The sequence below is a fragment of the Methyloglobulus sp. genome, from assembly GCF_040079455.1.
Lineage (GTDB): Bacteria > Pseudomonadota > Gammaproteobacteria > Methylococcales > Methylomonadaceae > Methyloglobulus.
This window is the reverse complement of the sequence record NZ_JBEBKJ010000094.1, coordinates 1-14230: the sequence shown is the minus strand read 5'-3', so window position 1 is coordinate 14230 and position 14230 is coordinate 1. Positions and strand designations below refer to the sequence as shown.

General features: G+C 45.1%; 10 protein-coding genes and 1 pseudogene. 4 read left to right on the top strand and 7 right to left on the bottom strand.

What is annotated here, in order from left to right; all coding sequences use genetic code 11:
* The 3 genes from carB to carA all read right to left on the bottom strand — a co-directional run.
* Window positions 1–3099, bottom strand: a 3099-nt coding sequence (gene carB / locus ABL924_RS15955) for a carbamoyl-phosphate synthase large subunit (protein WP_349028091.1), incomplete at its 3' end; no start/stop codon positions are given.
* Between the two features lie 135 nt (window positions 3100–3234).
* On the bottom strand, window positions 3235–3498 hold the full coding sequence (locus tag ABL924_RS15950; RefSeq protein ID WP_349028090.1) for a hypothetical protein: 264 nt from the start codon (window positions 3496–3498) through the stop codon (window positions 3235–3237).
* A gap of 29 nt (window positions 3499–3527) precedes the next feature.
* Window positions 3528–4661: a glutamine-hydrolyzing carbamoyl-phosphate synthase small subunit gene (gene carA, locus ABL924_RS15945; RefSeq protein ID WP_349028089.1), complete on the bottom strand. Its 1134-nt coding sequence runs from the start codon at window positions 4659–4661 to the stop codon at window positions 3528–3530.
* A 366-nt stretch (window positions 4662–5027) separates the two neighbouring features.
* Between carA and ABL924_RS15940 the strand changes: the two genes are divergently transcribed.
* Both ABL924_RS15940 and ABL924_RS15935 read left to right on the top strand, forming a co-directional pair.
* The gene (locus ABL924_RS15940; RefSeq protein WP_349028088.1) at window positions 5028–6122 is read left to right on the top strand and encodes an acyltransferase; all 1095 of its coding nucleotides are present in this window, start codon (window positions 5028–5030) and stop codon (window positions 6120–6122) included.
* A 576-nt stretch (window positions 6123–6698) separates the two neighbouring features.
* Window positions 6699–6935, top strand: a complete 237-nt coding sequence (locus ABL924_RS15935) for a TIGR02647 family protein (protein WP_349028087.1) — start codon at window positions 6699–6701, stop codon at window positions 6933–6935.
* A gap of 104 nt (window positions 6936–7039) precedes the next feature.
* On the opposite strand, the gene rpoH is transcribed toward ABL924_RS15935, so the two are convergent.
* Window positions 7040–7897 carry an RNA polymerase sigma factor RpoH gene (rpoH, locus tag ABL924_RS15930; protein WP_349028086.1) on the bottom strand — a complete coding sequence of 286 codons (858 nt, stop codon included), beginning with the start codon at window positions 7895–7897 and terminating at the stop codon, window positions 7040–7042.
* Window positions 7898–8266: 369 nt separating this feature from the next.
* Here rpoH and ABL924_RS15925 point away from each other — a divergent pair.
* A pseudogene (locus ABL924_RS15925) lies at window positions 8267–9188 on the top strand (IS1595 family transposase).
* A gap of 673 nt (window positions 9189–9861) precedes the next feature.
* On the opposite strand, the gene ABL924_RS15920 reads toward ABL924_RS15925, so the two are convergent.
* Window positions 9862–10089, bottom strand: a complete 228-nt coding sequence (locus tag ABL924_RS15920) for a hypothetical protein (protein WP_349028085.1) — start codon at window positions 10087–10089, stop codon at window positions 9862–9864.
* Between the two features lie 16 nt (window positions 10090–10105).
* Here ABL924_RS15920 and ABL924_RS15915 point away from each other — a divergent pair, with 16 nt between their 5' ends.
* Entirely contained in the window at window positions 10106–10837 is a 732-nt protein-coding gene (locus ABL924_RS15915) for a pteridine reductase (RefSeq protein WP_349028084.1), read from the top strand.
* Window positions 10838–10988: 151 nt separating this feature from the next.
* Here the strand turns inward: ABL924_RS15915 and ABL924_RS15910 are convergent, their stop codons facing one another.
* Complete coding sequence (locus ABL924_RS15910; RefSeq protein ID WP_349028083.1) at window positions 10989–13412, bottom strand: tetratricopeptide repeat protein; 2424 nt, start codon at window positions 13410–13412, stop codon at window positions 10989–10991.
* 201 nt (window positions 13413–13613) lie between these two features.
* Complete coding sequence (locus ABL924_RS15905; protein ID WP_349028082.1) at window positions 13614–14120, bottom strand: hypothetical protein; 507 nt, start codon at window positions 14118–14120, stop codon at window positions 13614–13616.
* Window positions 14121–14230 lie beyond the last annotated feature (110 nt).

The following is a 14230-nucleotide window of genomic DNA, read 5'->3' as shown; positions in this document are numbered from 1 at the left end:
TAATGCTTCACGACGCATGGTGAACGAATCCGAAATGGCTTTTTTGCCTTCCGTCGTATTGATGATTAATTGTATTTGATCATTTTTAATCATATCAACGGTATCAGGCCGGCCTTGATTAACCTTATAAACGACTTCACAAGGAATACCCTGCTCTTGAAGAAACTTTGCCGTGCCTGCTGTGGCGACAATCTGGTAGTTTTTGCTGACCAGCATCCGCGCCACTTCTGGCGCCTTACCTTTGTCGGCATCACGTATACTAATCAATACCTTACCGCCGGCATTCAAGTTCACACCAGTTGCCCGTTGCGATTTTGCAAAGGCTTCACCAAAAGTTTTGCCTATACCCATCACTTCGCCCGTGGATTTCATTTCCGGCCCCAATAGAGGATCAACGCCAGGAAATTTGACGAAGGGGAACACGGCTTCCTTGACGGAATAGTAGTTGGGAATACGTTCTTGGGTGATGCCTTGTTGCGCCAAGGTCTTGCCGACCATAACCCGCGCAGCGATTTTTGCCAGCGGATAACCCGTCGCTTTCGACACAAACGGCGCGGTACGCGATGCACGGGGATTGACTTCCAGCACGTAAATATCGCGCCCTTGGATGGCGAACTGGACATTCATCAAACCCCTTACGCCCAAGGCTTCGGCCATCCTGCCGACTTGCTCCCGTAATTGGTCTTGTAAATCCTGCGCCAATTCATAAGGCGGCAAGGAACAAGCCGAATCGCCGGAATGGACACCCGCTTGTTCGATATGTTCCATCAAGCCGCCAATCAGGACACGCTCGCCGTCGTAAATCGCATCAACATCCATTTCTACAGCATCATCAAGAAAGCGGTCCAGCAATACAGGCGAATCATTCGATACGCTAACCGCTTCTTTCATATAACGCTGCAAGCCTTCTTCATTCACGACGATTTCCATCGCCCGACCGCCCAGGACATAAGACGGACGCACTACCAAGGGATAACCGAGTTCTTTCGCCGCATTAATTGCTTGTTCAACCGAACGGGCCGTGGCATTAGGGGGTTGTTTTAAGCCAAGACGCTCCAGCAATTTCTGGAATCGCTCACGGTCTTCTGCCAAGTCAATCGAATCAGGCGAAGTGCCGATGATAGGCACACCTGCCGCTTCCAAAGCACGAGCCAGTTTTAAAGGCGTTTGTCCGCCGTATTGCACAATCACGCCCTTGGGCTTTTCCAGATGCACAATTTCCAGCACATCTTCCAGCGTCAATGACTCAAAATACAAACGGTCTGAGGTATCGAAATCAGTGGATACGGTTTCGGGATTGCAGTTAATCATGATGGTTTCGTAACCATCTTCACGCAATGCCAAGGCCGCATGCACACAGCAATAATCGAATTCGATGCCCTGCCCTATCCGGTTTGGGCCACCACCCAGAATAATAATTTTTTCTCTATCAGTAACCCTGGCTTCGCATTCTTCTTCATAAGTGGAATACAGATACGCTGTGTCAGAAGAAAATTCTGCCGCGCAGGAGTCAATCCGCTTATAAACCGGACGAATGTTTTGCTTGTGCCGTACATTGCGGACTTCAGATTCGGACGTATCCAGCAATTTTGCCAGGCGTATATCAGAAAATCCTTTACGTTTTAGCCTGTAAAGTTCGCCTTCTTTCAAGGTAGATAAAGTCTTGGTCGCCAGTGATTGTTCGGTAATCACCAAATCCTGTACTTGTGCAAGAAACCAGGGATCGATTTTACTGGAATTATGGACATCTTCTAAGGACATACCACTGCGAAAACCATCAGCAACATATAACAGACGGTCAGGCCCTGGATGACGCAATTCCCGCTGAATTTTGTCGTGGGTGTCCTCAGCTTGTAAATCGATAATTTCATCCAGCCCACTAATACCGATTTCCAAGCCCCGCAAGGCTTTTTGCAAAGATTCCTGAAAAGTGCGGCCTATTGCCATGACTTCGCCAACGGACTTCATTTGCGTGGTTAAACGGTCATCGGCCTGGGGAAATTTTTCAAAGGTAAATCGCGGTATTTTTGTCACCACATAATCAATCGTCGGTTCAAATGAGGCCGGAGTCGCACCGCCGGTAATCTCGTTTTTCAGCTCATCCAGCGTATAACCGACAGCCAATTTTGCAGCCACTTTTGCGATGGGAAACCCCGTCGCTTTAGAGGCCAACGCCGAAGAACGCGACACCCTGGGATTCATCTCGATAACTATCATGCGCCCGTCTACCGGGTTGATCGCCACCTGGACGTTGGAGCCACCAGTATCCACGCCTATCTCTCGCAGCACCGCAACAGAAACATTACGCAGAATTTGGTATTCCTTATCGGTCAGCGTTTGCGCGGGGGCGACGGTAATCGAATCCCCAGTATGTACGCCCATCGGGTCGAAGTTTTCAATCGAACAAACGATGATGCAATTATCCTTAGAATCACGCACCACTTCCATTTCAAATTCTTTCCAGCCGAGCACGGATTCTTCGATCAACAACTCTTTAGTCGGCGACAGATACAAGCCACGTTCGCAGATTTCGAGAAACTCTTCCTTATTGTAAGCAATACCGCCACCACTGCCCCCCATGGTAAACGAAGGGCGGATAACGGTTGGATAACCGACTTCCAACTGTGCCGCAAGTGCTTCTTCAATGGAATGGGCAGTTTTGGATTTAGCGACTTCATAGCCAATTTTGCGCATGGCCTGGTTGAACAGTTCACGGTCTTCCGCCTTATTGATCGCCTCTTTGGTTGCGCCGATCATCTCCACCCCATATTTTGCCAGCACACCGTGCTCATCCAGCGCCAAGGCGCAATTCAATGCGGTTTGCCCACCCATCGTCGGCAAAATGGCATCGGGGCGTTCTTTTTCGATAATTTTTTCTACAGTTTGCCAGTCGATTGGCTCAATGTAGATAGCATCCGCCATGTCGGGATCGGTCATGATCGTGGCGGGATTGGAATTCACCAGGATGACGCGATAGCCTTCTTCACGCAAAGCTTTACAGGCTTGCGTACCGGAGTAATCAAACTCGCACGCCTGCCCGATCACAATCGGCCCTGCACCCAATAACAATATCGATTTTATGTCGGTTCTTTTTGGCATTTTATTTACTGATAACGTAAAGCTAAGGGACACGCCTTCCACAGAAGTTGAGCGAAGACACAGAAGCTGAAAATAACAAATTTTCAAAACCGCCACGAAAAGGCGCGTCCGGCTTGAGCGTAATGTTAGGCTTACTCACTTCAAGTTCCATTGGTACATTTCCTTGAGATCCTCAAAACACGATTTACAGACCCAATAGGTTTCTTCGTCATCCGCCCACCCCTCGTGCTGGATGTCTGGGCTATCAATATCCGATATTTTCTCCCCGCAGAATTCGCAATGATCGTGATCCCAGTGCGGACGGGTTCTTGTCCATTTCTTAAGAGACCACTTGTATTGGCTATAGAATGATGATTCCTTACCAAAATTCAATCGCCAGTCATCTTTCTCAATCATCATCGGTCTGGCCTTGATAAAGCTAACTTAAATTAATGTTTGTTAGCTCGATTCATCATCTCGATGAATTCATCAAACAAACCTTCGACATCATGCGGCCCAGGGCTGGCTTCAGGATGGCCTTGGAAACTGAATGCCGGACAATCGGTACGGCGAATTCCTTGTAAACTGCCGTCGAATAACGAATGATGCGTGGCTTCTACATTTGCCGGAAGACTGGCTGCATCGACAGCAAAACCGTGGTTTTGGCTGCTAATCAACACTCGCCCCGTCGCTTTATGCTGAACCGGATGATTGGCGCCATGATGACCAAATTTCATCTTCTCGGTTTTGGCACCGCTTGCCAAGGCCAATAACTGATGCCCTAGACAGATACCAAATACGGGAATCTTGGTTGTTAAAATAGTTTTGATAGCGTCAATTGCGTAAGTGCAGGGTTCAGGATCGCCAGGGCCGTTGGACAGAAAAACGCCATCGGGATTCATTGCCAATACTACATCTGCCGTGGTCGTTGCAGGCACAACAGTCACTCGGCAACCTCGATTGACCAATAACCTCAATATATTACGTTTGATACCGAAATCGTAAGCAACCACATGTTTGGTCAGATTTTTACCTTGGGTATGACCTTCCTGCAAATCCCAAATATTTTCCGTCCATTCGTAAGGCTTATCGGTAGTGACCACTTTAGCCAGATCCATGCCCTTCAAGCCTGGAAAGCCTTCAATAGCTGTTTTAGCTTTTTCGACATCAATGCTTTCACCCGCCGCAATACATCCGCGCTGTGCGCCTTTATCGCGCAGCAATCGTGTCAGTTTACGGGTATCAATCTCGGCAATAGCAACCACCTGATTATCCAGCAAATATTGCTGCAAGGTCTTTTCGCTGCGCCAGTTACTCGCCAGCAAAGGCAAATCCCGGATCACTAAACCACTTGCAAACACCTTAGCCGACTCGTCATCTTCACTGGTCGTCCCGACATTACCAATGTGCGGATAGGTTAACGTCACAATTTGCTGGGCGTAAGAAGGGTCGCTGAGAATTTCCTGATAACCCGTCATCGCCGTATTAAACACGACTTCCCCCACAGAATAACCGTCAGCGCCTATGGCTACCCCATTCAACACTGTGCCATCTTCTAATACCAATACTGCGGACTTAGCCAAACACGTCACCTTAAATGTGCAAAACGGGATGGAACCTGACGGCTGCACCCCGTTGTAAAAAACGTAAATCAGTAGAATTCTACGGGATTATGGCGTTTTGGTCATTAACAATTTGAGGAGCCACTTAATAAAGTAGATTCCGCTTAAGGTTTGAGAGCTCAACAGATTTACACCTAACTACCTAATTTAATCAAAACATATCGCTATCCTTGAGAGTCTATCGAAGAACTTGACCAGAAGCCCCTCAATCTTTCTTTGTCATATTAATGCTCAAACTCGCGTACCTGCTGGTTAGAGAGTTCAAGCCTTAAATAAATGCGGATGTAGACTAGAATGATATGTTTTAGGCAACAACTCGGAGGCATTTTGAGTCGCGCTCAACGTATCCAAAGTGTAGATACATTCAAATTGCTTGCGATTATCGCAGTTATTGCAATCCATACCTCACCATTTGAGATGGCTTTCACGAATAAAGATAATTTATACCTCTATCTTTATATACTTATTAACCAGTTAGCCCGGTTCGCCGTGCCTTTTTTCTTTGTTGTTGCGGGTTATTTCTGGGGGGCAGGTGCTAGAGTTGAAAACAAGCTCGTACCGAACACAGTAAAACTGGTGAAAAAATTAATGACCATTTTCTTATTTTGGTGTGTTATCTATCTGCCCTATTATAATTCAGCATTCACTGGCAAAGAACCACTAGCTGTAGTTAAAGCTGTTTTTTGGGGTGTACACTGGCATAGCAAATATTTAACTGAACATCCTATCCTTTTGTTTATGCAAGGCTCAAAAGGGCATTTATGGTTTCTGAATGGCTTGTTATTTTCCGTCGTAATAAGTGCTATTTTCATTTACAAACAATGGATTAAAAGCATTATTATTCTATCCGTATCACTATATGTAGTAGGTGTTCTTGCAGGGTCCTATGCAAACACCCCTTTAGGCATAGCTGTTGAGTTCAATACTCGCAATGGTCCATTTTTTGGCACTTTACTTTTTGTGTCTGGCTATTTCATGTCAGGTTTTACCATCACTACTAAATGGTTGAGTTATGGTTTTATGATATTTTGCGTAGGGTGCGTCATTCATTTTTCAGAACTTTATGTTCTTTGGAAAGTTTACGATATTACGCCCTTACAAAATTATGTCTTTGGCACTTATTTTATGGGGCTAGGTGTAGCGATGATGGCACTGTCAAATCATCAAGCCTTGAAAAGTCCATTTTTAAGTAACATAGGTCAAATGACATTAGGAATATATGCAATTCATTATATTTTTGTTGATCTCTTAAATGTAATTGACAAAAAAATGAATTCACCTTTGTGGGAAGTGGGCTATGTATTTATAGTACTCATACTTTCTGTACTGTCCACGCTAGTGCTTGCTAAGTTTCAATTTACCCGAAATTTTGCGCTGGGTGAAAGGCGGATGGTTAGCGATAGGCGGAAGTCCAAAAGGTAAGTTAGCCGTCAGGCAATTTACCTAGAGGAAAATCGTCCCTGCGAAACGATATGTGAATCCTCTCTAATATTTTTGTAGGGTGTGTGGAATACAAATCCTTACGGCAGAAAAAATTGTAAGTGGCAACTAAAACCTGATACTTTCTTATAGAACGTCCGCCCAAATTCCAATGGCGATTGGTGGCCTAATGTTGAATGTGTGCGGTTACCATCGTAAAAAGCCACACATCAATAATACTCAACTTAGCGGATGCTTTAGCCCTCAATTTTTGTAATTAAATGGTTCATGGTTAAGGTTACGAAAAACGTTCCATCGGCGCATTATCCCAGCAATTTTCTTTTCGGGCTCATGCTTTGCTCCATCTTCATGATAGAAAGGTGTTTATGGAATTCATGGCTGGCATATTACCTTGCTCTTTGATGACAGGCTGTGATATTCCAAAACAGAAGCGGCATAGATTAATCTGCTTATTTCTCAAAAACTCCTACGACTAAACACATATCCAATATACTATTGCCAGCAGCAGATAGATTTAATTTCAGCCTGCCCCGATCATAATATACCTGAGGCCGCACCATGCAATTTACCCAAGATAACCTGGACGAACTGAATATTCTCGTCCGCTACAAACTGACCACTACACTGGAAGGCATTAAAGTCCACACAACAGCCGCACCTGCAACTATTGAAGCAACTCGGCGACTTTATGACAAAGGCTTGATAACATTGGAAGACGGTGGATATTTGACCGCGCTAGGACATGAAACAGCAGAACATGCCCACGGGATATTAGGGCTATTGAACCCATCTTAAAGACTATCCAAGAGCCTGCTTGACTTCAAGTAAAGCAGGCAAAAAATAATAAAAAAAGGCTTAGGGCTTTAACTCTAAGCCTTTGAAAAAATAGAAAAGAAATGCTAAGCCGCAAAAACCACAGCTGCCTTTAGCTTTTTCATCGCATTCTGTTCCAACTGCCTAATTCTTTCCGCAGACACTTGATGGCGTTCGGCGAGTTCATGCAACGTCGCCTTTTCTTCAGCCAGCCAACGACTTGAGACGATATCCAGACTGCGTTCGTCCAGCCCATCCAACGCTTTAGACAACAGCTTCTGCTCATGGCCTCGCCATTCGGCATTTTCCAGCATAACCGCTGGATCGTCGTTTTGCTCAAACAAGTAACTGGCTGGTTCTACGTAAGTTTCTTCAGATTTCTCATCAACGGGCATATCATAAGACGTATCCCTATTGCCCAGCCGCTTTTCCATTTCGAAAACCGCACTGACTTCAACATTCAAATCGTTGGCAATCGCTTCTGCTTGGTCGTTTGATAACCAGCCTAAATCCTGTTTGGATTTACGTAGATTAAAGAACAGCTTACGCTGTGCTTTGGTCGTAGCAACTTTGACGATGCCCCAGTTTTTGATGACGAATTCATGGATTTCCGCCTTGATCCAATGCACCGCAAACGACACTAAACGTACACCCATTTCAGGATCGAAGCGTTTGACCGCTTTCATCAAACCTACATTACCTTCCTGGATAATATCCGGCATGGACAAACCATAGCCACTATAACCCCTGGCAACATGGACGACGAAGCGCAGGTTTGCCATAACCAGCTCACGCGCTGCGGCTAAATCACCATTGTCCCTAAATCTAATCGCCAACTCGCGTTCTTGCTCAACTGTCAATTTAGGCATTTGCCTCACGACATTCAAATAAGCATCAAACGTACCTACCGATAAATTGACAGGCAATGTAATCGCATCACTCATAGCAACTCCAAAAAGTTAAATTGTGCAGTAATTTTAGCACTCGGCTGCTGGGAGTGCCAATAATTATAAAAAGTTCAACTTGAAATCTAAAAGGGATCTCTAAAAATCCCGACACCCTCGCTACGCTCTCCCTCTGATCTAGGGTGAGGGGAATAACCACTTGATTTTAAGTGCTCATCCCAACCTTCTCCCAAAAAGAGAAGATTTTTTTTCAGTTTTTAGAGGTTCCCTAAAGCCTAATATGCCTAGGGACTGTTCTCAATTAGCCGTAACTTATTGAATATAAATAATTTCCTAATTACCCACAAGACTTCGCAATTTTAAAAGCCCTCGGCGCTCCAATAAACAAGCGAATCAGGAGGCGGACAGATGTGTAAGAATAAAATACAATTTCAGGCGGGATGCAGTTTGGTTGAATTGTTCCAAAACTATGGCACCGAAGGCCAATGCTCACAGGCGCTGTTCAAGTGGCGTTGGCCGTCTGGTTTTCGTTGTCCTGACTGTGGTTTTGGCAGTTATTATGTTTTAAAAGCAAGAAAGCTTTACCAGTATAATGGTTGCCACCACCAAACCTCACTGATTAGCAGTACCATATTTGATCAGACCAAGCTCCCGCTGACCCTATGGTTCTTGGCAATCCATTTGGTCACCCAAGCCAAGACGGGCTTGTCGGCATTGGCGCTTGAGCGGCAACTGGGCCTATCGTACAACACTGCATGGAGCATGAAACACAAGATCATGCAGGTCATGAAAGAGCGCGATGACAGCAAACCGTTAAGCGGCATCATCCAATTGGATGATGTCTATTGGGGCGGGGGGCAGCCAAAAAAGCCTCTTTTGTCGCGGCGGTGTCGCTGATTGAGACAGGCCATCCCATTGCGATGAACATGAACGTGGTCAAAGGCTTCCGCCTGACAGAAATAGCGCGTTGGGCGAAGCACCACCTGCAACCCGGCAGTACGGTTGTTTTTCGGATGGCTTGGCTTGTTTCTCCGCAGTAAAAGACGCTGGGTGCAGCCACATCAGCATCGTCACTGGCGGTGAGCCGCACAACGTCACCAAAGAAGAGTTCACTTGGGTGAACACCCTGACAGGCAATGTCAAGAAGGCCATCAACGGCACTTACCACGCCATCAACTCAAAACATCTGCCACGCTATCTGGCGGAATTTTGTTACCGGCATAACAGAAGGTTCCAACTGGACAATATGCTGCCCCGCTTTGCCTATGTCGCCGTAAGGACACCACCCATGCCAATGAGGCTTTTAAAGATGACTGAGGCTTATGGGTAATCAGGAAACGGTTTTGCAAAATCCTCCGGCGTTGCCCATTGGCTAAGACACGCAAACCATAACCAATCTCCGCAGCAATACTTACGCTGGTAATAAACAGATGTGAGCTGGGTTGAAGGTTTAACCATGCCAAAACAGGGTACTTAGCTGAGGACGCATGGCTTCGGAAATGATATTATTGCTCCGGCCTTTTAAAGTTTTAAGTCAAGCTAATTGAATGTATTGATACGCATGGCTTTAATTCAGAAATAATTCAAACTTCACAAGGCCGAATCTATAGTGCCCAAAACAATCACTGCAACAAATCCATAGGTTCGTGCGCAGTGTATTCAGGTAAATCCAACTCAACACCTTGTCCTTCACCAAACAATTGTAATGCCATATCGCCTAACTTAATTTACTGGGTAACCGCTTACTTAAGAATTTGGCGCACCTCTTCTTCCATTGAAACTCCATGTGCTGATGCAAGCATACGCAGCCTTGAAAACACATCCTCATCTAATTTTCTGACACTTAAATTTGCCATGCGACCAATCTTCTAACAAATGCAAAATTCCACACCGTTTGAATGATAGCATCTGCTAGCATACAGAATCATTATTGGGAATCTCTGTTAATTGAAATTAAAGCGACCTTAGCGGTTGATGTTCATCCAGTAAATCGGGCATCCTTTTCAAGCCATGAGCGCTGATTTCGCTGGGTATGATTGATGACATCCCGAGGAGTGAGTGCGGCAAGCCACACTGGGATAATCGTTTTTAGTGGAAGCCCAGGTTCTATGCGTTAAACTGTCACCAAAAGCAAGAATGACTGCATCGCTGGGTAATTTACTTAACGTTTCTGGGCGTGGATTGCACGCACAAACCAGTAAAACCAGCACAGTCACAGATAACTTCTTCATGATTTAAGGGCTATTTATGGAAAAAAATGTATTGATTACCGGCGCTGCCAAACGGATCGGCGCTGCCTGCGCCCGTATACTGCACACCCAAGGCTGCAATGTTTTATTGCATTATAGATCATCAAAACAGGAGGCCGAACAGCTCTGCGAAGAATTCAACCAAAAGCGTTCGGGTTCGGCAAAACTTGTCCAGGGTAACCTGCTAAATATGAAAGAACTGGAAGCCGTCTCCCAAATAGCTTTGTCCAGTTGGGGCGGTGTGGATGCGCTAATCAATAATGCCTCATCGTTTTACCCTACCCCTTTAGCTAGTACGAGCGAAGACCAATGGGACAACTTGCTAGGCAGCAACCTTAAAGCACCTTTTTTCCTGTCCAAGGCCTTATCTAATAGCTTGGTAAAACGTAAAGGTTGTATCGTCAATATTGTAGATATTCATGCCGAACGCGGTCTGCTGGGTTATCCCGTTTACAGTATTGCCAAGGCAGGTTTAGTGGCTATGACCAAAATCTTAGCCAAGGAACTCGCACCTGCAATCAGGGTTAATGCGGTTGCACCTGGCGCGATACTCTGGCCGGAAACCGATTTGTCGGAACACGATAAAAGCAAAATCTTGCAGCGTGTGCCGCTGGCACGAAGCGGTTCACCTGAAGATATTGCCAAAGCTGTGCTTTATCTGGTTAAGGATGCAGATTACGTAACTGGGCAAATCCTTACAGTAGATGGCGGAAGGACGTTGTTTTACTGATAGCCGTCAATGTAATTAAGCCGCCCAGATATCGCGCATGAATGCCAAGTAGATTTAAGGGAACATCTATTAATCGCAATTTAACCGACGCTACTGGGGAAGTGCTGAAAATTTTTGGACTTTTCCAAGAATTCTAGCGTATCGAGACTACTCATTTCACAACTATGCTCCTCAACAGCTCTTTTGCTTCTTTCAAACCATTAAAATCTGTTTTGCTATCAACGGCTTTTTGTAAATACTGTTTCGCTTGTGTTTTATCGCTTAGCTTAAAAAATGTCATGCCCAAGTGATATTGGCTAATCGCACTAGCCAAACCCAATGTCTGCGCTTTTAACAGGGCTTGTTTGGCTTGCTCGTATTGGGCTTGGCGATACATAAACCAAGCTGCGGTATCGAGTAAATAAGGATTGTTGCTTTGCAGCAGCGGATCCAGTAGATTTGCTGCCTGCTCCAGTTGGCTATTGTCTTCAGCATAAGCAGTGACGTAGCTGACCAAATCATTGATAGCAGGTAATGATTCTGGTGTTTTTTGGTGGATTTTTTCATATAACGCTATCACTTGACCGTATTCTCTACGATCATGATAAATCTGCGCCAAATCGTTCACTAAATCGGTGTTATCGCTGTTGTTTATGCCTTTTTTTAAAACCTCAATCGCCTCCTCAGGTTTTTTTTGCAACTGCTTGATTACCGCTAAATTACGGTATGATTTTGACCAGCTAGGTTTGATTTCTATGGCCTTTTGATAAGCGGCAATGGCCTCGTTAAACTTGTTGCTATCACCATAAATACTGCCTATCAGATTGTAGGCAATAAAATGTTTCGGCTGATTTTTGACGATTTCGTTAAGTTTACCCAAGGCTTTTTCAGGTTGCCTTACAGCCAAGTAGGCCGCAATCAGTTGGCTTAACGGCTCGATTGCTTGGGGTTGCTTATGCAGCGCCAAAACGAACGGCTCAATACTTTTATTAAATTCCCCCTCCTTCTGATAGCTTAACCCCTCCAAATAATAACCTGAGGCATCGCTTGCATACAGTGATTGTAACGCTTTGGCCGTTTGCCGTGCCTGCTTCCACTGTTTTTGTGCCAAATATATCTTGGTTAAAGTCTCCAAACCATTTTTGCTTTCTGGGTTTAGCTTAAATAAGGTATTCAGTTGTTGTTCTGCCAGTTTCGTATTGCCTGCTTTCAACAACAGATCGACTAACTCAAGTCTCGCTGCTTCATCGCTGGGAGTTAATTCAAGCACTTTTTGCAGATTTTCTAATGCCAGTAGTGGATCATTATTTGACACATGCGCTTGACTAAGCAGCTTAAGGACTTTGATGTTATCGGGTTGTTCTGCAAGCAGGTGGCGTAATCCAGCTATTGCTTCAGCAACGTTATTATCGGCAAGCGCCAACCTTGCTTTTAATATCAACGCATCCTTATTGTCAGGCTGCTCATCCAACGTTGTTTCTAATAGCTTTTTCGCCTCTTCAGTGCGGTTATTCGCCAGATAAAACTGTGCCAGTTTGTTACGCGCCTTGATCGCTTGCGGCTTTTGCGTAGCAAGCGTAATCGTGTCTATTAGGATTTCTTCAACCTCAGTATTGTTTTGTTGTGTAAACTGTAAATCCGCCAATTTAAAGCGCAGCTCGTAATCTTCTGGCTTTTGCTCTACCATCGGGATCAATTCCGCAATTGCCACCTCAGGTGATCGTTGGGTCGCTAAAAATTCGACCAACAGTAATTTAGCCTGTTCGTCTTCAGGCAAGTCTTTAACTGCGGTTCGCAACACTTCTTCCGCCTCACCCAATTGCTTGGCCTCAAGATAAAACACGGCTAAGCGTTGACGATGGTTTAGTTGTTTGGGCTCCAGACTGATTATTGCAGACAGTAATTCACGGGCTTTATCTGCCTGTTTCGTTTGTCGGTAAAGGTTAGCTAACAGCAAACGTGGCGCAACCTCTCTTGGATTTTTTTCGAGACTATGCTGTAGCAAGCTGACGGCCTTATCCAGCTTGCCCGCTTTGGCGTTTAAAGAGGCAAGCAATAAAGTTGCAGGAATGTCATCCGGTTTTTTGTTGAGCAGCTTTTCTGCGATGACAAAAGCCGCATCGGTATTGTTTTGTGCGGATAAAACGCCACCCATCAAGACATTCGCTTCGCTATTGTCCGCTTCGAGAGCCAAGGCTTCTTGTGCCATTTTTTCAGCTTCCGGTATTTTACCTGCCAGAAGATAAATCTGACCCAGCTTGATACGTGCAATGAGGGCTTGTTCATCTTGCTTAATGATTTCTTGATAATGCTTCACCGCAGATTGTATATCACCCAGATTGCTGAGTACTTCTGCAATTTGCAAACGGTATTGGCTGTTATTCGGCTCGACGGCAGCGGCTTTATCAAATGCTTTGTGGGCTTTTTGATAATCGCCACTTTTGTAAAAACGTTTACCTTCTTCAATATAATGACTGCGTTGGGTTTGTGAATAATCGCAAGCCGCCAGGAAACCAAGTAAATTCAGCAGCAAGAAATTTCTGGCGCAACGCTTGACCGACCAACACGTTGAGTGGTTTGTTATTTGAAGCAACATGGGATTACAGATTGGGGATATCTTGTCAAAGCAGAATACGATCTCAGGAAGCAGATTTAATTCGTTGCGTTTGCTTTGGGGTGAAATTTTTGTTTGTACAACTTCCCGAGTGACGGGCTAACATAGCCCGTCACTCATGTTTTGTTGAGGTGGCGTTTTGATCCACATCAAAACCCACAAACGGGGCGTCTGGCTTGGGATTCAATCAGTGTCAATCACGAGTGATAAATGACTTACTGATGCGTATTTCTTTGAACCATCAAACACCCAGTTCCAGTAATACCTCCCTCTCACTCGAATAGAATGCTTACCAGGGATAGCGACCCTTCTGAAACATTGACCGCCATAGACACACAGAGCGTTGTCAATAAGGATAGACCCGCCACCACCACTACTACTAGTGTCCACGCAATGAGTGGAATCGGCGCCAAGGGATCCGTATGTACACCCATTCGAACTCATGTCGAGGATCACTCGCACCAATTGGTTGGGTACGGTGGTGGTAAACGTACCCAAACTTTGGATGCCAGATGCAGTGCCGAGGTCATAATACAGCGTTCCTGTATCTGAAGTGGTTGATAAGGACTCCACTTGTACGTTCGAATGCCCTCCGGCAAAAAGGATTTTTGCACTGGCTTCTCCAACATGCAGCCCTAAACCGACTAATGCAAATAATCTAATCACTTTAAAAGCATTTCTATTTTTCATGGTGTTCTCCTATAACATACTGTTTTTGTTAACTGCCCGCGTGACGGGTTATGTTAGCCCGTTGCTCACATTTTGCTGACAGGTGGCGGTTTGAGCGACATCAAAACCCA

What these genes read in the sequence shown, in the direction of transcription:
- ABL924_RS15950 (WP_349028090.1), bottom strand. Translation starts at nt 3,498, where the DNA reads ATGATGATTGAGAAAGATGACTGGCGATTGAATTTTGGTAAGGAATCA.
- ABL924_RS15935 (WP_349028087.1), top strand. Translation starts at nt 6,699, where the DNA reads ATGCAATTTACCCAAGATAACCTGGACGAACTGAATATTCTCGTCCGC.
- rpoH (WP_349028086.1), bottom strand. Translation starts at nt 7,897, where the DNA reads ATGAGTGATGCGATTACATTGCCTGTCAATTTATCGGTAGGTACGTTT.
- ABL924_RS15920 (WP_349028085.1), bottom strand. Translation starts at nt 10,089, where the DNA reads ATGAAGAAGTTATCTGTGACTGTGCTGGTTTTACTGGTTTGTGCGTGC.
- ABL924_RS15915 (WP_349028084.1), top strand. Translation starts at nt 10,106, where the DNA reads ATGGAAAAAAATGTATTGATTACCGGCGCTGCCAAACGGATCGGCGCT.
- ABL924_RS15910 (WP_349028083.1), bottom strand. Translation starts at nt 13,412, where the DNA reads ATGTTGCTTCAAATAACAAACCACTCAACGTGTTGGTCGGTCAAGCGT.
- ABL924_RS15905 (WP_349028082.1), bottom strand. Translation starts at nt 14,120, where the DNA reads ATGAAAAATAGAAATGCTTTTAAAGTGATTAGATTATTTGCATTAGTC.